The organism is Streptomyces ziwulingensis (genome assembly GCF_039542605.1).
Lineage (GTDB): Bacteria > Actinomycetota > Actinomycetes > Streptomycetales > Streptomycetaceae > Streptomyces > Streptomyces ziwulingensis.
In genome coordinates this window covers 98,362-118,784 of sequence record NZ_BAABIG010000004.1, presented here as the reverse complement: position 1 = coordinate 118,784, position 20,423 = coordinate 98,362, and the positions used below count along the sequence as shown (strand labels likewise).

At 69.5% G+C, this 20,423-nt stretch carries 16 protein-coding genes and 1 pseudogene; 8 read left to right on the top strand and 9 right to left on the bottom strand.

Annotated features, from left to right (window positions below):
• Nucleotides 1-79: 79 nt before the first annotated feature.
• The 4 genes from ABEB00_RS01675 to ABEB00_RS01660 are packed head-to-tail and all read left to right on the top strand — an operon-like array spanning nucleotide 80 to nucleotide 3,967.
• A complete protein-coding gene (locus ABEB00_RS01675; protein ID WP_345616951.1) occupies nucleotides 80-364 on the top strand; it encodes a hypothetical protein in 285 nt (94 codons plus the stop codon).
• Between the two features lie 20 nt (nucleotides 365-384).
• Nucleotides 385-1,221, top strand: coding sequence for a hypothetical protein (locus ABEB00_RS01670; protein ID WP_345616950.1), 837 nt, complete (start codon nucleotides 385-387; stop codon nucleotides 1,219-1,221).
• A 17-nt stretch (nucleotides 1,222-1,238) separates the two neighbouring features.
• Nucleotides 1,239-3,185, top strand: a complete 1,947-nt coding sequence (locus tag ABEB00_RS01665; protein ID WP_345616949.1) for a fumarate reductase/succinate dehydrogenase flavoprotein subunit — start codon at nucleotides 1,239-1,241, stop codon at nucleotides 3,183-3,185.
• Nucleotides 3,182-3,967 (top strand): succinate dehydrogenase/fumarate reductase iron-sulfur subunit, encoded by a 786-nt coding sequence (locus ABEB00_RS01660; RefSeq protein ID WP_345616948.1) that lies wholly within the window; start codon nucleotides 3,182-3,184, stop codon nucleotides 3,965-3,967. Before ABEB00_RS01665 ends, ABEB00_RS01660 begins: the two co-directional genes overlap by 4 nt.
• Before the next feature lie 25 nt (nucleotides 3,968-3,992).
• Here ABEB00_RS01660 and ABEB00_RS01655 read toward each other — a convergent pair whose 3' ends face one another.
• From ABEB00_RS01655 to ABEB00_RS01625, 7 genes and pseudogenes are all read right to left on the bottom strand, one after another.
• Entirely contained in the window at nucleotides 3,993-5,132 is a 1,140-nt protein-coding gene (locus ABEB00_RS01655; protein ID WP_345616947.1) for a glycoside hydrolase family 18 protein, read from the bottom strand.
• A 118-nt stretch (nucleotides 5,133-5,250) separates the two neighbouring features.
• Nucleotides 5,251-7,911: a SpoIIE family protein phosphatase gene (locus ABEB00_RS01650; protein WP_345616946.1), complete on the bottom strand. Its 2,661-nt coding sequence runs from the start codon at nucleotides 7,909-7,911 to the stop codon at nucleotides 5,251-5,253.
• 250 nt (nucleotides 7,912-8,161) lie between these two features.
• Nucleotides 8,162-8,575 (bottom strand): ATP-binding protein, encoded by a 414-nt coding sequence (locus ABEB00_RS01645; RefSeq protein ID WP_425586413.1) that lies wholly within the window; start codon nucleotides 8,573-8,575, stop codon nucleotides 8,162-8,164.
• Between the two features lie 403 nt (nucleotides 8,576-8,978).
• Nucleotides 8,979-9,491, bottom strand: a pseudogene (locus ABEB00_RS01640) ((deoxy)nucleoside triphosphate pyrophosphohydrolase); the annotation flags it as partial.
• Nucleotides 9,492-9,508: 17 nt separating this feature from the next.
• Complete coding sequence (locus ABEB00_RS01635; protein WP_345616944.1) at nucleotides 9,509-9,727, bottom strand: SPOR domain-containing protein; 219 nt, start codon at nucleotides 9,725-9,727, stop codon at nucleotides 9,509-9,511.
• Between the two features lie 372 nt (nucleotides 9,728-10,099).
• Nucleotides 10,100-10,852 carry a GntR family transcriptional regulator gene (locus ABEB00_RS01630; RefSeq protein ID WP_345616943.1) on the bottom strand — a complete coding sequence of 251 codons (753 nt, stop codon included), beginning with the start codon at nucleotides 10,850-10,852 and terminating at the stop codon, nucleotides 10,100-10,102.
• Between the two features lie 149 nt (nucleotides 10,853-11,001).
• Entirely contained in the window at nucleotides 11,002-12,138 is a 1,137-nt protein-coding gene (locus ABEB00_RS01625) for a DUF4190 domain-containing protein (RefSeq protein WP_345616942.1), read from the bottom strand.
• Nucleotides 12,139-12,792: 654 nt separating this feature from the next.
• Between ABEB00_RS01625 and ABEB00_RS01620 the strand changes: the two genes are divergently transcribed.
• The 3 genes from ABEB00_RS01620 to ABEB00_RS01610 all read left to right on the top strand — a co-directional run bounded on the left by ABEB00_RS01620 (nucleotide 12,793) and on the right by ABEB00_RS01610 (nucleotide 17,131).
• Nucleotides 12,793-12,921, top strand: a complete 129-nt coding sequence (locus ABEB00_RS01620) for a DUF6408 family protein (RefSeq protein ID WP_345616941.1) — start codon at nucleotides 12,793-12,795, stop codon at nucleotides 12,919-12,921.
• Between the two features lie 161 nt (nucleotides 12,922-13,082).
• On the top strand, nucleotides 13,083-15,140 hold the full coding sequence (locus ABEB00_RS01615; RefSeq protein WP_345616939.1) for a DUF2075 domain-containing protein: 2,058 nt from the start codon (nucleotides 13,083-13,085) through the stop codon (nucleotides 15,138-15,140).
• A 110-nt stretch (nucleotides 15,141-15,250) separates the two neighbouring features.
• Nucleotides 15,251-17,131 (top strand): DNA/RNA helicase domain-containing protein, encoded by a 1,881-nt coding sequence (locus ABEB00_RS01610; protein WP_345616937.1) that lies wholly within the window; start codon nucleotides 15,251-15,253, stop codon nucleotides 17,129-17,131.
• A 363-nt stretch (nucleotides 17,132-17,494) separates the two neighbouring features.
• Here ABEB00_RS01610 and ABEB00_RS01605 read toward each other — a convergent pair whose 3' ends face one another.
• The gene (locus tag ABEB00_RS01605; RefSeq protein ID WP_345616936.1) at nucleotides 17,495-18,511 is read right to left on the bottom strand and encodes a hypothetical protein; all 1,017 of its coding nucleotides are present in this window, start codon (nucleotides 18,509-18,511) and stop codon (nucleotides 17,495-17,497) included.
• Between the two features lie 47 nt (nucleotides 18,512-18,558).
• On the bottom strand, nucleotides 18,559-19,647 hold the full coding sequence (ychF, locus tag ABEB00_RS01600) for a redox-regulated ATPase YchF (protein WP_345616935.1): 1,089 nt from the start codon (nucleotides 19,645-19,647) through the stop codon (nucleotides 18,559-18,561).
• Between the two features lie 174 nt (nucleotides 19,648-19,821).
• On the opposite strand from ychF, the gene ABEB00_RS01595 reads away from it, so the two are divergent.
• Nucleotides 19,822-20,418 (top strand): DUF6542 domain-containing protein, encoded by a 597-nt coding sequence (locus ABEB00_RS01595; RefSeq protein ID WP_345616934.1) that lies wholly within the window; start codon nucleotides 19,822-19,824, stop codon nucleotides 20,416-20,418.
• Nucleotides 20,419-20,423: the final 5 nt, after the last annotated feature.

The following is a 20,423-nucleotide window of genomic DNA, read 5'->3' as shown; positions in this document are numbered from 1 at the left end:
ACGCGACACTCGCAGGCGCATGAACGTCCCCATTCACGGCCGGCCCTGAAAGCCGGGTCAGACGGAAGTGAGGCCAGTCATGTCCGTGCACGACGAGTTGACGAGGATCCAGCGCTGCCTGGACGACCTGGCGCGGTCGGTGGGCCGGCTGGAGCAGCAGATCGGCGGCGACGGCCTGGAGGTCCGGCGGGTCCGCACCGACGCCGCTCATCTGCGCGAGAGCGTCGCGCTGCTGCGCCAGGCCGCCGCCCCGGACGCGCCGCGCCCGGATCTCGTCACCATCTCCGACGCGCCCTACGACCTGTCCCTGTGGACGGACTCGGACGACGAGGGCCTCGGCGCCCGGGACCGACGCGCCCCCTGAACTCGAACCGGAGTCGACTAGTGGCCACTGGTACGGAACCACCACCCACCGACCCCCGACCTCCCGGCGGGGGCGTGCGCACCCCGACCCGCGCCGCCATCTCCGCCGCGCACCTGCGGACCGACCGCTGGTGGCTCGCGCCCGCCTGCACCGCGGCCGGGCTGCTGGCCTTCGTCGTCTACTCGACGTGGCGGGCGTTCGCGAACGCCGACTACTACGCGGCGCCCTACGTCTCGCCGTTCTACTCCCCGTGCCTGGCCGAGAACTGCGAGCCGATGCGGACGGGCCCCAACTGGGAGCTGTTCGGGCCCTGGTGGGGCATCTCCCCGGCGATCCTGATCCTGATCTTCCCGCTCGGTTTCCGCCTGACCTGCTACTACTACCGCAAGGCGTACTACCGGGGCTTCTGGGCCTCGCCGCCGGCCTGCGCGGTGGCCGAGCCGCACAAGAAGTACACCGGCGAGACCCGCTTCCCGCTGATCCTCCAGAACATCCACCGCTACTTCTTCTGGGCCGCCCTGCTGGTGGCCGGCATCCTCACGTACGACACCGTGCTCGCCTTCCGCGACGAGGACTACACCTGGGGGCACATGGGTCTCGGCACCCTGGTGTTCCTGGTGAACATCGCGCTGATCTGGGCGTACACCCTCTCCTGCCACTCCTGCCGGCACATCGTCGGCGGCAAGCTCAAGCACTTCTCCCGGCACCCCGTGCGCTACCGCGCGTGGCGGTGGATCGGCAAGCTCAACGCCCGGCACATGCAGCTCGCCTGGGCCTCACTGGTGAGCGTGGCACTCGCCGACCTCTACGTGTACCTCGTCGCCTCCGGCGTCTTCGACGATCCGCGCTTCTTCTGACTGAGTGGGGCCCTGTGATGACCGTGGTCGACCGGCAGGACTGGGACGTCGTCGTGGTGGGGGCGGGCGGCGCCGGCCTGCGCGCCGCCATCGAGGCGCGCGAGCGGGGCGCCCGTACGGCCGTCATCTGCAAGTCGCTGTTCGGCAAGGCGCACACGGTGATGGCCGAGGGCGGCATCGCGGCGGCGATGGGCAACGCCAACGAGCACGACGACTGGCAGGTCCACTTCCGCGACACCCTGCGCGGCGGCAAGTTCCTCAACCAGTGGCGGATGGCCGAACTGCACGCCCGGGAGGCACCCGCGCGGGTCTGGGAGCTGGAGACCTGGGGCGCCCTCTTCGACCGGACGAAGGACGGCCGCATCTCGCAGCGCAACTTCGGCGGCCACGAGTACCCGCGCCTGGCGCACGTCGGCGACCGTACCGGCCTGGAGCTGATCCGCACCCTCCAGCAGCAGATCGTCGCGCTCCAGCAGCGGGACCACCGGGAGACCGGCGATCACGAGTCCCGGCTGAAGGTCTTCCAGGAGTGCACGGTCACCCGCGTCCTCAAGGACGGCTCGCGGGTCAGCGGCGTCTTCGCCTACGAGCGCGAGACCGGCCGCTTCTTCGTGCTCCGGGCCCCCGCCGTGGTCCTCGCCACCGGCGGCATCGGCAAGTCCTTCAAGGTCACCTCCAACTCGTGGGAGTACACCGGCGACGGCCACGCGCTGGCCCTGCTGGCCGGCGCGCCGCTGCTCAACATGGAGTTCGTGCAGTTCCATCCGACGGGCATGGTCTGGCCTCCCTCGGTGAAGGGCATCCTGGTCACGGAGTCCGTCCGCGGCGACGGCGGGGTGCTGCGCAACAGCGACGGCAAGCGGTTCATGTTCGACTACGTCCCGGACGTCTTCAAGGAGAAGTACGCCGAGACCGAGGACGAGGCCGACCGCTGGTACGAGGACCCGGAGGCGAACCGGCGTCCTCCCGAACTCCTTCCCAGGGACGAGGTCGCGCGGGCCATCAACAGCGAGGTCAAGGAGGGCCGGGGCTCCCCGCACGGCGGGGTCTTCCTCGATGTCTCCACCCGGATGCCCGCCGAGGTCGTCAAGCGCCGGCTGCCGTCGATGTACCACCAGTTCAAGGAGCTGGCCGACGTCGACATCACGGCCGAGGCGATGGAGGTCGGGCCCACCTGCCACTACGTGATGGGCGGCATCGCGGTCGACTCCGACACCGCCGCCACCCGCGGGGTGCCGGGTCTTTACGCGGCCGGCGAGGTGGCCGGCGGTATGCACGGCTCCAACCGGCTCGGCGGCAACTCCCTCTCCGACCTGCTGGTCTTCGGACGCCGGGCGGGCCTGCACGCGGCCGAGTACGCGGCGGGCACCGCCGGGGCGCGACCGGAGGTGGACGAGGTCCAGGTGGACGCCGCCGCCGCGGAGGCGCTGCGGCCGTTCTCCGCCGAGTCCGAGGCCGAGGCCCGAAGGCCCGCGGACGGCCCCCCGGAGAACCCGTACACCCTCCACCAGGAACTCCAGCAGACGATGAACGACCTGGTCGGCATCATCCGCCGCGAGGCCGAGATGGAGCAGGCCCTGGAGAAACTGGCGGAGCTGCGGGTACGGGCCCGGCGGGCCGGCGTGGAGGGGCACCGGCAGTTCAACCCGGGCTGGCACCTCGCCCTGGACCTGCGGAACATGCTGCTGGTCAGCGAGTGTGTGGCGCGGGCCGCGCTGGAGCGCACCGAGTCGCGCGGCGGCCACACCCGCGAGGACCATCCGTCGATGGAACGCGGATGGCGCAACGTCAACCTGCTCTGCCGGCCCACCGACCCCACCGGGGGCCTCGCGGCCACGGACCCGGTGCGCGGTCAGATCGCCCTCGTCCGGGAGACCACCGAACCCATCCGCCCCGACCTGCTCGCCCTCTTCGAGAAAGAGGAGCTGGCCAAGTACCTCGCCGAGGAGGAGCTGTACCGATGAGCGGCAACGGCGGCTATGAAGCCAGGTTCCGGGTGTGGCGGGGCGACGCGGACGGCGGCGGCCTGACGGACTTCACCGTCGAGGTGAACGAGGGCGAGGTGGTCCTCGACATCATCCACCGCCTCCAGGCCACCCAGGCTCCCGACCTGGCCGTCCGCTGGAACTGCAAGGCCGGCAAGTGCGGTTCGTGCTCGGCGGAGATCAACGGCCGGCCCCGGCTGCTCTGCATGACCCGGATGTCCGTCTTCACCCGCGAGGAGACGATCACCGTCACGCCGCTGCGGGCCTTCCCGGTCGTCCGCGACCTGGTGACGGACGTCGGTTTCAACTACACCAAGGCGCGCGAGGTCCCCGCCTTCGTCCCGCCCGAGGGGCTCGGGCCCGGCGAGTACCGGATGGCGCAGGAGGACGTGGACCGCTCGCAGGAGTTCCGCAAGTGCATCGAGTGCTTCCTGTGCCAGGACACCTGCCATGTGGTGCGCGACCACGAGGAGAACAAGCCGGCCTTCGCCGGTCCGCGCTTCCTGATGCGCGTCGCCGAACTGGACATGCACCCGCTGGACGCGGCGGCCGAGTCAGGACTGGACCGCAAGAGCACCGCCCAGGACGAACATGGCCTCGGCTACTGCAACATCACCAAGTGCTGCACGGAGGTCTGCCCCGAGGGCATCAAGATCACGGACAACGCCCTGATCCCCTTGAAGGAACGGGCCGCCGACCGCAAGTACGACCCGCTCGTCTGGCTCGGGAACAAGATCCGGCGACGGTCCGCGTCAGGCTGAGGGACGCGTCAGGTTGAGGAACGCGTCAGGGGGCCGTGACCCAGTCCTCGCGGTAGGCCGCCCAGTCCGCCTCGGTCGCCGCGAAGTCCACGTAGAGCGCGACGCCGAACCGCTCCCGGCCGGCGTCCGTGCGCGACAGGCCGAGGCGGACGCCCCGGACGGCGGCGGGGACGGTCTCGGCGTGCGCCCAGTGCCCGAAGCGGTTCTCGTGGTAGAAGGGCAGGCCCATCAGCAGGTCGGTGGTGTCCGGGGTGACCTCCAGGGCGAGGGAGGTCTGCTGGGCGACGTAACCGCCGTAGGTGCCCTCGGTGGGCTGCATGGTGTCGTACGACATGACGGCGATCTGGCCGACCCGGCGGGCGACCTGCCCGAAGTACTCCTGCGACCACCACTTCGGGTGGCCGGTGACGGTGCCCGCGACGGAGTGGAGCGCCGGGAGCGGGTCGATCTGATGGGCGGCCACCGACAGTTCGACGTGCCGTTCTTCGGTCACGCGCCGCACGGCGTCCAGGAGCGTGAGGTAGTCGCGGTCGCCGGAGTGGGCGGGCTCCAGGTCGAAGTGGACGCCGTCGAAGCCCTCGCGCAGGACCTGCCGGGTGGCGGCGACGACGGCGGTGCGGGTCGCGGCCCGCTCCAGTCGCATACCGTCGGGGGACTCGGTGGCGAGGACGTCACCGAGCCAGGCGTGGACCCGGACGCCGGGCAGTTCCTCGTGCACGGCGTCGGTCAGCCGGCGGGCCTTCGGGTACAGCGACCGGGGCAGGGTGCCGTCGTGCTCCAGCGGCCCGGTGTGGACGTACAGGTCCCGGATGCCGGTGCCGTCCAGTCGCCGGCCGAGCGCGGCGAGATCCGCGTCCGTCTTCCGGCCGTCGACCCAGGCGTGGCCGAGCCAGATCGCGTCCTTGTTCCGGGTGGTGGTGCCTTCGGCCGGATCACCGCGGTAGTGGAGACGCGCGGCGGCCTCGACGCCGAGCACGGGCAGCACGAGGACGAGCACGAGGGCGAGGGCGGTACGGCGCAGGCGGCGGGGCCAGCGTCTTGGGGTCGCAGGCGGGGGCGGGGGCGGTCCTTCCGGGGGCGCCGGGTCCGCCTGGGACTGCGGGTCCGCCTGGGGTGACGGGTCCGCCTGGGACTGCGGGTCTGCCTGTCCGGTCGCCCGTTCCATGCGTGTGCTCCCTCGCCGCCCGCCCCTGTGGCCGGTGTCGCCAGCAGGGACGAGGGACGCGGGAGCACCGGTTGCGACCCTGGAGGACCAAAAAACGCCCGTACGGGAGCGAACCGGATCAGAACAGGCTCAGCAACGCCTCCGCCGGGTCCGGCAGGCCGATGTCGCCGCCGGGCAGGGGCAGCTCGAACCACACCGTCTTCCCCCGGGGCGTACGCCGCGATCCCCAGGCGGCGCTGAGCAGCCCGACCAGTTGCAGACCGCGACCGCCCTCGTCGGTGTCGCGGGCGCGGCGGCGGCGCGGCTGGACCAGGCCGGAGTCCCAGACCTCGCAGACCAGCGTGCGGTCGAGCAGCAGCCGGAGCCTGATCTCGCCCTCGCCGTACCTGAGGGCGTTGGTGACCAGCTCGCTGACGAGCAGTTCGGTGGTGTCGACGAGCGGCTCCAGGTCCCAGCCGAGGAGCTGCGCGCGGGCGTACTCGCGGGCCCGGCCCACGCTGCGGGGCTCGCGCGGCAGCGTCCAGTCGCCCACGGACTCGGCCGGCAGCCCCTGCACCCGGGCCATGAGGAGCGCGATGTCGTCCTCGCCGTGGTGGGTGTCGAGGGTGTGCAGGACGTGGTCGCAGACGTCCTCCAGGTTCCGGTGCCCCTCGGCGAGGGGCGCGGAGCCGGCGGCGCGGGGCGGGTCCGTGAGGGCGCCGACGAAGGCTTGCAGGCCCTCGTCGAGGGGGTGGTCGCGGCTCTCGACGAGGCCGTCCGTGTAGAGGGCGAGCAGGGCGCCCTCGGGCAGGTCGACCTCGACCTCCTCGAAGGGCTCCCCGCCGACGCCGAGCGGCAGTCCGGGCGGCACGTCCAGCATCAGGGCGGGCTCGCCGGGTTCGACCAGGACCGGCGGCAGGTGGCCGGCGTTGGCGAAGGTGCAGCGCCGGGTCACCGAGTCGTAGACGGCGTACACGCAGGTGGCGAGGTACACCTCGGAGAGGTCGGCCTCGCGGGGCCGGCGGGCGGCCCGGGTCGCCTGCTGGACGCCTCCGGGGGCGCCGAGACCGCGGGCGATCTCGTCGAGCTGGGCGAGGACCTCGGCCGGTTCGATGTCGAGCTGCGCCAGTGTCCGTACGGCGGTCCGCAGCTCGCCCATGGCGACGGCGGCGCGCAGCCCCCGGCCCATGACGTCGCCGACGACGAGGGCGGTGCGGTGGCCGGGGAGTTCGATCACGTCGAACCAGTCGCCGCCGACCTCGCTGGGCCGGCCGGTGGCCGCGTTGCCGGGCAGGTAGCGGCAGGCGATGTCGAGGCCGGACGCCTCGGGGTCGCCGGGCGGGAGCAGGGAGCGCTGGAGTATCAGGGCGCGTTCGTGCTCGCGCCGGTAGAGCCGGGCGTTGTCGATACAGACGGCGGCCCGGGCGGCCAGTTCCACCGCGAGGTCGCGGTCGCGCTCGCCGAACGGTTCGCTGCCCTTGGTCCGGGCGAACTGCACCAGCCCCACCACCGTGTCGTGGGCGACCATCGGCACGGCGAGGGTGGACTGCACGAGGCCGCCCTCCTCGGCCGGGACGGTACGGGGCCGCGCGGTGCGCAGGGCGTCGGCGCAGGGCGAGGTGAACGGGTAGTGGTGGACGGCGCCGACCTGGATCCGCTTCTTCGTGCCGAGGAACGGGACGTCGGAGACGGCGCTGGCGTAGGCGACGCGGCGCAGTCCGGCGCTGCCGTCGGCGAGGCCGGGCGGGGTCTCGTCGCCGGCCAGGAGTCCCTGGTAGAGGTCGACGGTGGCCAGGTCGCAGAAGCCGGGGACGACCACGTCGAGGAGTTCGCGGGCGGTGGTCTCCAGGTCGAGGGAGTTGCCGATGCGGGCGCCCGCGTCGTTGAGAAGGGCGAGATTGCGCCGGGCGGCGGCGGCCTCGCGGGCGGCGGCGCGGCGGGAGGTGATGTCGGTGCCGAGCCAGGCGACGCCGATGGGGCGGCCGGAACCGCTGTGCACGCGGTAGAGGTTCACGGACCAGTGGCGGCGCTCGTCGGAGCCCGGCACATGACCGGTGACGTGCATGTCGGTGATGGCGTCACCGGTCTCCAGCACCCGGCGCAGGGTCGCCACGACCCGCTCGGCCTCGCCGCGCGGCAGGTAGTCGTGGACGCCCCGGCCGCGGTGGTCCTCGGGGGTGCCGCCGAAGACGGAGGCGAAACGCTGGTTGGCGCGGCGCACCTTCAGGTCGGGGTCGATCAGGAGGAATCCGAACGGGGATTGGCCGAAAATCGACTGCGAGGCGGCGAGGTCGGTCTCGATGCTGCGCAGGGTCCGCACATCGACGACGATGCAGACGGCGGCCTTCTCGCCGTCCTCGGTCCGCGTCGGCATGACGTAGACCTCGGCGAGGCCGCGCTTGGGGCGCTCGCCCGTCTTCTCTTCCGGGATGCGGAAGGGAACCACGCCGGTCCACTCGCGCCCGTCGAGGATCTCGGCCATCTTCCGCTGGCCCCGCTCGCGCAGATCGGGGTCGATGAAGACGTCGATGGGGTCGGTGCCGACGGCCCGGTCGGCGGAGATGCCGAAGAGCTGCTCGGCCCGCAGGCTCCACTGGTTGACCAGTCCGTCCGGCCCGATGGAGAAGGACGCGACCTTGATGTAGTCGTAGATGGAGCCGGGCGGACTGCTCAGCCACAGCGAGTCACCGGGCGGGACCTCGCCCGCACCCGGGCGCACCACGTCGCCGCTCGCGCCCCTGGCCCGCGCGCCGTCCGACGCGTGCTCGGACTCCGTGGCCCTCGCTGGTATCTCGCTCACGCGAACCGTCCCCTCCAGCTCACCGCGTCCGGCACCGGTCACCGGAGGCGGCTGCCCGCAGTATCCAGCACTACGGCGCCGCACAACACGGTGTTCACGATCACAACACGGTCCCTGTGTTTTCCGGACCGGACCGTGACCCACACTTCCAGTCTTCTAACCAGCGGACACGTCATCGAATCACGTACGTCGACAGCGGTCGTCGGCGGGCGTCGAACCGGGCCGTCGCACAGGTGGCCAGGGTCCCACTTCAGCCCGGCACCGCGAGTTCGAACCACACCGTCTTTCCGCCCCCGCCGGGCCGGGTTCCCCAGCGGCGCGTGGCGCAGGACATGAGCTGAAGACCCCGGCCGCTCTCGTCGTCGGGACGTGCCGTCCGCTCGCGGGGCGGGTCCGGAAGCGGGTCGGAGACCTCCACGCGCAGTACCGGGTCCGCGTCCGAGGGGTGCACCAGGCGGACCCCGATGGGGCCGGTGGCGTGCCGCAGGGAGTTGGTCACCAGCTCGCTGACCAGCAGGGCGGCGATGTCGCCGATGCTTTCCAGGCCCCACTCGCGCAGGTGGCCACGGACCAGGGAGCGGGCGGTGCGCACGGCGTCCGGCTGCGCGGGGAAGGTCCATTCCGCCCCGGCGCGGCCGTCCTCGGACTCGATCACACCGATCACTTCCCCGGCCGGTGGGCCCACTCCCTACGCGTCCGCTTTCGCGGGGTTAATGGGCACATACCCGTATTGCAGGCCCGGCTACCGTCAGGAGCGGCGCACGGTGGCACGGAGGGCGTACGGAACCCGCACCACCGCCCACCGACTAGGCCCGCGCGTCTCCGACCGCCCCCGTGCCGGGGTGTACGCCGAGAGGTACACCGAAGCGAGTGCCGCCGTGCGGGTTGCCGTGCGGGTCGCCGCGCGGGTCGCCGTGCGGGTCGCCGTGCGGGCCGCCGTGCGGGCCGCCGTGCGGATCGTCATGCAGGCCGCCGCACGAGCCGTCATGCAGGCCGCCGCACGAGCCGTCATGCGAGCCGCCGCGCGAGCCGTCATGCGAGCCGCCGCGCGAGCCGTCATGCAGGCCGCCGCGCGGGTCGCCGCCGTGCGTGTCGAGCACCTGCCGGACGGCGGCCACGTCCTGGTCGAGCCAGGGTACGTCCCAGATCTCGGCGGGGGTCAGCCAGCGCAGCTCGTCGTGGTCCTCCAGCGGTTCGGGAGCGGCGGAGCCGGGACGCAGGAAGGCGGTCCACACCTGGAGGACGTACGGGGGCCGGAGCGGCCAGCGGCCGGGGACGCGCTCGCCGGTCCGGGCGTCGACACCGAGTTCCTCGCGCAGCTCGCGCACGAGCGCGGCCTCGGGCGTCTCGCCCGCCTCCACCTTGCCGCCGGGCAGTTCCCAGCGCCCGGCCAGCTCGGCCGGCGCGCTGCGGCGGGCGGCGAGCAGACGTCCACCGTCCAGCAGGGCGGCCCCGACCACGACCCGTTCCGCCCGCGCCCGATCCGTCCGCCCCGGGCGCTCTGTCAGACCGGTGTGATCCGTGCGGTCCGTCTGACCTGTGCGGTCCGTCTGACCCGTGCGATCCGTGCGATCCGTCATGCGCCGGAGCCTACGGCTCACTCGGACGCGTCGGTGCCGCTCCGCCGGCCCCGCTCGGTCTGTTCGGCCTGCTCCACCTCTTCGACCCAGTAGAGCTGCTGGTGGCCGCGGCTGTCGAGGCTGTCCGCCATCTTCTGGGCCTCCGCCCGGGTGGCGTACCGCCCCACCCGGTAGCGGTTGCCGTTGTCGTCCTGCCGGACGACGAGCCAGGGCAGGGTGACCGTGCTGTCGTTCATCGCGCCCCTCCACTCCGCGCCCACGACCGGTGCCGCGCCCCGACCACCAAGGAAACCGCAGTCCGCATATGCCCGAGCCTACGCCCAACCTTCACGCTGCGAATACGGCTTTTCACAGCGGGGTACGCGACCAGCCGGAAGGCGGGGGCGCGCAACACCGAGCGCGCCGTCAGCGCGCGTCGACGCGTCACCTCAGCGGCTCACCGCACGCGTCCGCGACGACCTGCGAGAACCGCTTCATCCCCGGGCCGTCTCCGGGGCGACGAGGCTCGCGGAAGGTCTCGGGAACGGCCGCGCGGGCGCGCACGGCGCGCAGGAGGCGTGCGCCATCTCACACCCGGGAGACCCCCCGAGGGAACCGGGAGGGCGGGGTCACCTCACCGGCAGGTGGTAAGCGACACGGAACCGGTCGGCCGGGACGACCACGTCGGCCGTCTCCACGGCGAGACCCGAGGCGTAGAACGTGCGCTGGACGACCAGGACGACGTGTCCGGGGACACCGCCCAGGACGAGGAGTTCCTCGGCGAGGCCGGGACGGGCGCCGACCTCCTCGGTGACGTTGTCGACGACGACGTCGATGGCGCCCATCCGCTCGACGACGCCCATGCCGCCGAGCGGCCCCTCCTCGGGCAGCATCACCGGCGTGCGGCCGGTCACGGAGAGCGGCTCCCAGGAGGTGGAGAGCATCACCGCCTCCCCGCCCTCACGGAAGATGTACCGCGTACGCATCACACGCTCGCCCGGCTCGATACCGAGCCGCTCGGCGACGGCCGCGTCCGCCTCGGTCTGCTCGCTGCCGGACTCCCAGGTGCCGCGCACCTCGGCGTCGGCCTGCTCCTGCCGGAAGGGGGTGGCGCCACCGGCCGGCCGGTAACCGGAACGGGCGACGCGGCGCGGCACGGGCCGCTCGCGCACATACGTCCCCGAGCCGGAACGGCCCTCGACGAGCCCCTCGGCCATCAGCACCTTGCGCGCTTCCAGCGCGACGGTGTCCGAGACCCCGTACTCCTCGCGGATCCGGGCCTGGGAGGGGAGCCGGGTGTGGGGCGGCAGCAGACCGTCGACGATCTTCTTGCGGAGATCCCCCGCAACCCGCAGATACGCCGGCTGCTCACCGAATGTCACTGGCCGCTCTCCCATCAGGTTGTACAGACAGCTACAGCCTGGCAACCGTAGGTTGGACGAGGCAAGCAGAGGCCAAGGAATCACTCGATGTGATTACCAGTGCCGTCGGGGGCCTTACGCAGGCACTTTCTCCCCAGCCAGGACGGCTGTCACACCTCGAAGCCCGGTTCCGCCCCCTCCACTCCGTCGCCGTCCCCGCCCTCCGCACCCTCCGCGCCCTCCGACTCGTCGCCCTCCTCGTACGCCGGCGGGGTCGACGTCAGCCCCAGCGCCTTGCGCGCGGTGACGGAACCGGAGGGGTCGATGAGGTCGTACCCCTTGTCGTAGTGCACATAGAAGGTGTCCGCGTCGGGGGCCTCGGCGGCGCGCCGCCACTGCGCGCGGGCCGCGTCCAGGTCGTCGGCGAGGGCGGCGACGGGCCGCTCGGCCACCGCGGGCCAGGTGTGCCCGCGCAGCCGACCGGTCTCCTCGGTGAGCGCGCGTGCCATGCGGCCCGCCCAGGCCCGGTTGGCGGGCAGATCGTCCTCGGCGTATTCGACCGGTTCGGCGTCCACGGCCTCGTCGAGCAGGCCGGCCGCCTTCAGATAGGCGACCTGGTCGGCGTCGAGCGTGGTGGGGTCGTTGCGCAGCGAACCGGTCAGCCGGCCCCCCGCGTCGGTGCTGCCGAACAGGCAGGTGACCTCCCGGTCGCCCACGCGCCAGCTCTCCCGGGTGGGGCTGAGGTAGTAGACGTCGGCGTCGGCGGGAAGGGCCCAGGCGTCCATGGCGTAGTCGCCGCGCAGGGCGTAGCACTTGTCGTCGGCCGCGCGGGTGATCGCGCCGTCGCCCGGGAAGGACCCGTCGGGCAGGTCGAAGGCGGCGAACACCTCACCGTCGTGCGCACCCTCGCAGGGCACCTCGTCGACGTCGTACGTCTCGCCCTCCAACGACCCGCCGGGCGCGTCGAAGCACTGGCCCGTACTGAGCGCGAAGGCGGTGCCCTCGCCGCGCGCCGCGTCCCTGAAACCCTCCCAGAAGGCGCTCGCGCCCCCCAAGGTGAGCGCCACCGCCCACAGCGCCACACCGACCGAGGACAGCGCGGCCCCCGCCACCGCGAGCCCCTTCCCGCGCTCACCGCGCCGGTTGATCTGACGCACCGCGATCAGGCCCAGCACCAGCCCCACACCCGGCAGGAAGCACAGGCCACCGAGGACGAGGGCGGAGATGGCCAGCCCATTGACGGGCGCCGGCCGGAACGGACCGTAAGGGTGCCCCCAAGCCGGGTGGGGCGACTGCGGTATGGACACGATGACCGTGCTCCTGCCTCCGGGCCGACGCGAAGGCGTCCGCGACCATCACACGTACTGCGGTACGGCTGGCGGCATCGTAAGCGGGGGCGGGGACAGTGGGGTTCACCGGTGGTGAGCGGAGTGGGCAAAACGGGCGGAGGCACCCGCGACCGGGCGGGACGCCGGCGAACTGACCACCCGTCGGACCGCGACGGGGCCCGTCGGCACGGCCCTCCCGGCGCAGGAGGAACCGGTCGAAACGGTGGGTCGCCCGGTCGGCCGCGAAGGCCAGGGAGCCGCTCGCGGCGTCGAGACCGTTACGAGCCCTGGGACGGCCGTCACCTTATGGACCGACCGTACGCCGGAGCTGTGTGACATGGCAGAGCGGGGCTGCCCGCCACGACGCACGGCGTGCTCGCCGGTGCCGGTGATCTGCCCACCTACCGACGAGGCCGGCAGCAGGTCACGGATGTACCTCCGTGCGACAACTCCTTTCTCCGAACACCCGGTCGTGAGTTAGCGTTCTCCTGCACCCTGCGTCCTCCCCGGAGGATGTACGCGACGTGACCTGGGGACACGTAAGCCCTTTGGTTCGGTGACACAGAGTCGATGCGCTCCCGGCGGGAGCCGTCCGGCGCCGTCACCGGTCACAACCAAAGGGGACGCATTCCTATGGCTGCCGTCGAGTACACGCCCAAGCGCCACACCTGGGTCCGTGATGTCCTGGTTGGCATCACGGCGGGCCTTGGCTCGAACCTGATGTGGGCTCTGGCGCAGTTGATGGTGCACCGCCTCGGCTGAGCCAGGCAGAGGGCGGGCCCCCAGGGCCCGCCCTCACTACGCCACAGCGGGGTTAATCTACGCATTGTCATTGCGGCCCGACGGGCTTCCGCTCCGCTACGGCGAAGTCACGAAGGATATGCCCCCACCCGCACGAGTCATCTCGTGCCTGGGGAATCTTCGTGCTCCTGCAACTGTCCGCAGCCGAGCTCGGTCGGCTCATCGTCGCCCGGGACGGATCCGCGCACCTACCGCTCACTGAGCATCTGATTCGAGAGCATTCCCGGATCAAGGGGGGAGCGGCCGGTCAGGGCGATGTCGCTTCCTGGAACAACAGTATCCCGATCGTGGTCGAAGCTCTGCTGGACTGTGGCCTCGACGAGGTCGAGGTGCAGGTCGAGGTCGACCTGCCACACACCAACTCCGCAGTAGACCTGGTGCTGTGCGGCAAGCATCCCGGCACAGGGGCGGACTCATATCTCGCGGTCGAACTGAAGCAAGTACGGCACGCCACGGTCGACCCTCTGTGCCCGATCGCCGTAGATCTAGGTTTCGGCGACGGGAAGAACAAGTTGCATCCGGTGCGGCAGATTCAGCGCTACTGCGAGTACATGCTGCGCTATCTGCCATATCTCCGGGAGAACGAGAACAGTTTGACGGGTGTGGTGCTGCTCCACAACGCACACGACGCGGACGTCGAGGCTCTGTTCGGCCTGCCCGAGACCGACCATGGCTTCCTCTACACACTTGACGACTTGGACCGCTTCCGGCGAGTCCTCACTTCGAGACTGGCCACCGCATCCGGAAAACAGGCGGCCCACGCACTGGAGCAGGCCCGCCAGGCCCCCTTGCTCAAAGTCACCGACGTGGCCCGGCAGCGGTCCGTGATCGGTGGAGGGCTGACGCTCCTCGACGAGCAGTACGTCGCGGTCGACCGGATCACCCGGCACCTGGAGAAGACCGCGCGGTTCGGCAGTCTCGACGTCGGGTTGTTCTACCACCCCGACAGTGCTCACGGCACAACCCCTCAACCCGGCGTCAAACGCGTATATATTCTGCGAGGCGGCCCCGGTAGCGGAAAGAGCGCCGTGGCGCTCGAGTTGCAGCGCACGCTGGGTCTCAAGGGCCGAGAGGCCGTGCTGGCCAGCGGCTCACACGCGTATACAGAGACACTGCGCGAGATCATGCTCGGCACGGCCCGCCGCGGGCGATTGGCGGACAAGCGCCGCGCGGCGCACAGGCTGTACCGGTATTTCAACAGCTTCAGCGAAAGCCCACCGGACAGCATCGATGTCCTCATCTGCGATGAAGCGCACCGCATGCGGCGCAGTTCGACGTACCGCTGGACGCCCAAGGAACTGCGCGACGACGACCGCCCACAGGCCACCGAGGTGATCCGGGCCGCAAAAGTGCCGATCTTCCTGCTCGACGACCACCAGTCGATCCGCCCGGACGAAGTAGGTACTGCCATGTATCTCCAGCGGCTCGCCAAAGAGATGGGCTGCGAAGTCGAGGTGACTGATTTGGAGGGCACGTTCCGAGCGGGTGGCAGCAAGCGGTATCAGCGGTGGGTCCAGCAGTTGTTGGGTCTTTCCTCTTCCGATCCGGTGGCTTGGCGGCCTGATGGGCGAATGACACTCACGGTCGCGGATTCTCCGGAGCAGATGGAGCATTTCATCCGGGAACGGGACCTCGAGGGAGCCACGGCGCGCATCACTGCGGGCTTCTGCTGGCCTTGGAGCAACCCGGACGGGGAACGGCTCGTCGACGACGTGCAGATCGGGGACTGGCACCGCCCGTGGAACGTCAAGCCTGAGCACAGCGTTCAGGGCGCACCGAGGTCGGACCTGTGGTCCACTGACCGCCGCGGCATTGGGCAGATCGGCTGCGTCTACACCGCACAGACATTCGAGTACGACTGGAACGGCGTCATCATCGGCCCTGATTTGCTGTTCCGCGGCGGGGAGTTCAGGGTGGACCGATCCGCTTCGTGCGACCCCGCCTTCCGTGGCCCGGTCGATGACGCGACCGTCACCCGGTGTGTCCTCAACGCCTACCACGTACTCCTCACCCGTGGCGTCGTCGGTACCGTGGTCTACGCCGTTGACCCAGCCACCCACAACGAGCTGCGCAAGCTCATCACAGGTGCCATCGGGATGCAGCACTACGATGGCGCCCAGCCCAGGCTCACCGCTGAGGGATCACAGTTGCCACCCGCCTACCGCACCCGTCGCAGGTAACCTTGATCTCGTCGTAGCTGCGGCCCGCCGGGCTTCCACTCCGCGACGCGGAGTACCGAGGACACGCCCCCACCCGCACGAGTTCCTTCGTGCTGCCTGGGGGATGTCCCTTGCTGTTCCGTGACTCCGCCGCCGCGGTCGCCGCCGAGTGCCTCTCCGGTACTCTCTTTCTCCGCCTGACGGAGCAGTTCGTGCATGTGCACGGCCACAAGCCGAGTCTGTCCGAGGTCCGTTCGTGGGAGCGGAGCATCCCCGTACTCATGAGCGCGCTCAACGACGCGGGGCTCGGGCAGGTGGAGGTGCTCCTGGAGTACGGGCTGCCACTGAACAGCAAGCGGGCCGATGCCGTGCTGGCCGGGGTGCACCCCGAGACGGGTCTGCCGTCGTACGTCGTCGTGGAGCTGAAACAGTGGAGCAGCGCCGAGCCGGACGACGAGGATCCGTCGCTGTGCCGAGTCGGCGCATACACCCGGGCGGTGCTGAACCCCGTCGACCAAGTGCGCGGCTACTGCGAATACCTGGTCTCCTTCAACGGAGCGCTGGCCGAGCACCCGGAACGCGTCAACGGCGCTGCATACCTGCACAATGCCACCGAGTTCGGTGTCAGCGGACTCTTCGAGGCGGAACAGGACCGGTACGGTCAGCTCTTCATCGGTGCACGGCGCGGGGAGTTCATAGACTTCCTGCGTACGAAGCTGGGGACGGGGCCCGGTGCCCTTGCCGCAGACGAACTGGTCAACGGAAAGGTCGGCCCGTCCAAACAACTCATGGCGGTGGCTGCCCAAGAGGTTCGTGAGCGCGAGCAGTTCGTACTGCTGGACGAGCAGCAGGTCGCCTACCGGACGGTCCTGAACGCCGTCCGCCGCGCCAAACAGTCCGATCACAAGGAAGTCGTGATCGTCACCGGCGGACCCGGCACCGGCAAGAGCGTCATCGCCCTGTCACTTCTCGGCGAGCTGTACCGGCAGGGCACCACCGCGCTGCACGCGACGGGCTCGAGCTCGTTCACGACCACCATGAGGAAAGTCGCCGGCGCTCGAAAGCGTGAGGTGCAGGATCTCTTCAAGTACTTCAACAGTTTCATGACCGCGGAGCGAAACAGTCTCGACGTCCTGATCTGCGACGAAGCTCATCGCATCCGGGAGACGTCGGCCAACCGCTACACGCCCGCATCGAACCGCACCGGCAAAGCCCAGATCGAGGAACTCATCGACGCGGGGCGCGTGCCGGTCTTCCTGCTCGACGAACACCAAGTTGTTCGGCCCGGTGAGATGGGCACCGTCGCGGAGATCAAGGCGGCCGCTGCGGACAAGGGGCTCCGCTGTCAGGTGGTGCCGCTGGACAGCCAGTTCCGATGCGGTGGCAGTGATGCGTACCTACGGTGGGTGGTACGGCTGCTGGGGCTCGAGCCGGGCGGTCCTGTGGCATGGCAGCCCGACGACAAGATGCAACTCATGGTCGCGGACAGCCCTCAGGAGATGGAGGCATTCCTTGACGGCCACCGCTCGCAGGGATACAGCGCACGCATGTCAGCGGGTTACTGCTGGAAGTGGACGAAAAAGGTGCCACCCGGACAGGCGCTGCCCGCCGATGTCGTCATCGGAGACTGGGAGCGGCCATGGAATGTCTTCGGTGACCGTTCCGTCGGGGGCGCTCCCCCAGCCGCGCTGTGGGCAACCGATCCGGCCGGCTTCGGACAAGTGGGCTGCGTGTACACGGCGCAGGGCTTTGAGTACGACTGGAGTGGAATCATCATCGGCCCCGATCTGGTATGGCGCGGCGACCACTGGGTCACCGACCGTACAGCGTCCAAGGACCCGGTCTTCAAGAAGTCCGTCCCGGACGCGGACGTCGACCGGCTGATCCGCAATACGTACAAGGTACTGCTGACGCGGGGAATGATCGGCACGGTGGTGTACTCGACTGATAACGAAACACGCCGCAAGCTGCGCGAACTGACTGGCGCGGTTTCTTGCTTGACGGCCGTGTGACTCACTTCTGGTGAAACACAACAGCCCAGACGTAACCCGACCCGCTTCGACACCAACCTATCCCTATCGAGACTAAACGGGAGACTTCGACGTCCAGGAGGTTCTGAAGTTAATCTTCCACTAAGCGCGAGAATGGAGGTGTTCCGGCATGGCCAAGCGGCCCTACCAACTGGTCAAGCCGAAGGCAACATGCCCCTGAGCTTCGAAGGTTGCACAAAGGGGCTCACCCGCAGACAATGCAGGTTTTCTATGATGTACGTTCGGGACTGGTTCGCCCATAAACGTCCCGGCGACCGAGCACACTACGCAGAACCGGAAATCGAATTCGCGAAATCACCGAACGATTCTTTACCACCTAAGAGATCAGTCAAGTTTCTCGAACGACGGCCTCGGCGCGATGACGGGAGTGCGCTGTTCATTGATGTTGAGCCAAGTAGGCGCTTCTACTGACATGAGCTTTCGATCGACAGTAATCAGATTTTGCTGCGCCGCTTCATTAAGGGCATCGAGAATGTCGACCACCTTCACCTTACCGTACTTCTCTAGTTGCGCCTGAATTTTCTGCGCCTTGGCACTCGGCTTGTAGTAATAGGGCGCACGGTCGTGCCTACCCACCGTCAGAACCGCTTCGGCAACTGCTTCATACGCATCATTGAACAAGCCCATGAAGCCATCCGGGTCTGGTAGCGCAATCAGGTGGAGACTCTTCCATCGCTGATATCCCGCCGGAAGGTCCAGCGCCTGGGGAACGATCGCCACTCGGAGCCCGTTGCCGTCTTCGAGCTGGTGCCAATTGCTCTTGATAGTCGCTGCAGCGAACCGCGCCTTCTCAGAACTACTCAGGAACAGGTCAGTCTTCCACACCTTCTTGATTCGTTCCCGAAGCTGTGGTTCCGCGGCGACACCGCGAGCAGCGATCGGCACCCAGGATCCAAACGCGAATGGCCGGCCTGAACCATCAGGCAGCAGCACCGCGTCACCACTCGCGTTGTTCACAACAGCATCAGTAAATCCGAGATGGCGGGCACGCTCGTGCCCGAACATCAGGGACGTCGGCCTGTCCAAGTCGGAAAATGACCTAGGACTCACCTTCCTGAGTGCTTCGCTGACCAGATCGACAACGCGTGGTTCGCCGCCGACGATCGCCTCATGAACGGCCCACTCGAATCCATCTCCGCGCGACCCCTTGTCACGGTGGAGACGAGCGAGCTTGGCAAGCTGCCGAAAGGTGACGTCCGCCCGATCGCAATTGAGGTCTTCGAGGTCCGCTTGCGACAACTCATCGAAGTGAGCTCTCAAGATTGATCGCGAAACCGCGTAAAGAGCACGACCGTACTCATCAACCGGTTCAGCCTGACTCAAGAAAGTGACATCAGCCATTCAGTGATTCCCTGCCTCTTCGCACCAGAAGTGAGACCGGAACTCGGCTAGACATTGAACCGGAACTCCACCACATCCCCGTCCCGCATCACATACTCCTTGCCCTCCATCCGCGCCTTGCCCTTGGCGCGGGCCTCGGTGACCGAGCCGGTCTCGACGAGGTCCTCGAAGGAGATGACCTCCGCCTTGATGAAGCCCTTCTGGAAGTCGGTGTGGATGACTCCGGCGGCCTCGGGGGCGGTGGCGCCCTTCTTGATGGTCCAGGCGCGGGACTCCTTGGGGCCGGCCGTCAGGTAGGTCTGGAGGCCGAGGGTGTTGAAGCCGACGTGGGCGAGGGTGGCGAGGCCGGGCTCGTCCTGGCCGACGGACTGGAGGAGTTCGAGGGCCTCGTCCTCGTCCAGCTCGGCGAGGTCCGCCTCCAGCTTGGCGTTGAGGAAGATCGCCTCGGCGGGGGCGACCAGGGCGCGCTGCGCGTTCTTGAAGTCCTCGTCGGTCAGCTCGTCCTCGTCGACGTTGAAGACGTAGAGGAAGGGCTTGGTGGTGAGCAGGTGCAGGTCGTGCAGGAGCTCGGCGCGGTCGCTGCCCTGGAGGATGCCGTGGGTGAAGAGCGTGTCGCCCTTCTCCAGGATCTCCTTGGCCTCCTCGACCGCCTTGACCTTGGGCAGCGTGTCCTTCTTGATCCGCGACTCCTTCTGCAGGCGCGGCAGGACCTTCTCGACGGTCTGGAGGTCGGCGAGGATCAGCTCGGTGTTGATCGTCTCGATGTCGTCCTTGGGCGAGACCTTGCCGTCGACGTGGACGACGTTCTCGTCCTTGAAGGCGCGGATGACCTGGCAGATGGCGTCGGACTCACGGATGTTCGCGAGGAACTTGTTGCCCAGGCCCTCGCCCTCGCTCGCGCCGCGCACGATGCCGGCGATGTCGACGAAGTCGACCGTGGCCGGCAGGACCCGGTCCGAGGAGAAGATCTCGGCCAGCTTCGTGAGGCGGGGGTCGGGGACGCCGACCACGCCGACGTTGGGCTCGATCGTGGCGAACGGGTAGTTGGCCGCGAGCACGTCGTTCTTGGTCAGGGCGTTGAACAGCGTCGACTTGCCGACATTGGGCAGTCCGACGATTCCGATCGTGAGCGACACGTTGCGACTTCCCGTACGTGAGGGTGTGGAGGATGCGGGGGCCAGGCGGGGCCGATCCACCAGTCTACGGGGTGTCCGGTGCCGCTTCGGCGGGCAGGCGAACGCTGGGCCAAGGTGCGCGCTACGGCGTGTCCGAGAGCCTGTTCGGCACATTAACCGACCTAAGTTGGAACAGTGGAGCGACACAGGACGCGACCTGCGCAGTACGGAACGCGACGCGGCGGACCGCCGGTGCCCCCGCAGGACCGGGGGGCGGACGGCCGTACCGGCGCGGCGCTCGCCCGCGCGCCGAAGGCGGTGGCCCGCGCGGCTGCCGCGCGCCGCCCCGCGCCGGTACGGCCGTCCGGCCCGCCGCCGCCTCGGACGGTGCGCCGGATGCCGAACCCCCGGCTGACCGGGCTGGGCGGCGGGCTGTTCTGCGCGGCGCTGATGCTCGCGCTGGGCTTCCTCGACGGACTGCTGTTCGGTGCGTCGAGGACGTTCTACGGCGTGCTGTTCCTGCCGGTGTGCGTGCTGACGGCCGTCTGGGTGCGCCGGTGCGACCTGCTGACCGCCCCGATCGTGGTGCCGATCGCCTTCGCGGTGGGCCTGACGGCCGTCGCCGACGGCGGCGACGGCCTCACGGGCCGGCTGACCGGTTTCGTCACGGCGCTCGCGACGGAGGCCGGGTGGCTGTACGGCGGGACGCTGATCGCCGGGACCACCGCGCTGGTACGCCGGGTACGGCTGATGCGGCGCCGCGCCGCGGCCAGGGGCCGCGCCACGGCGTGAGCACC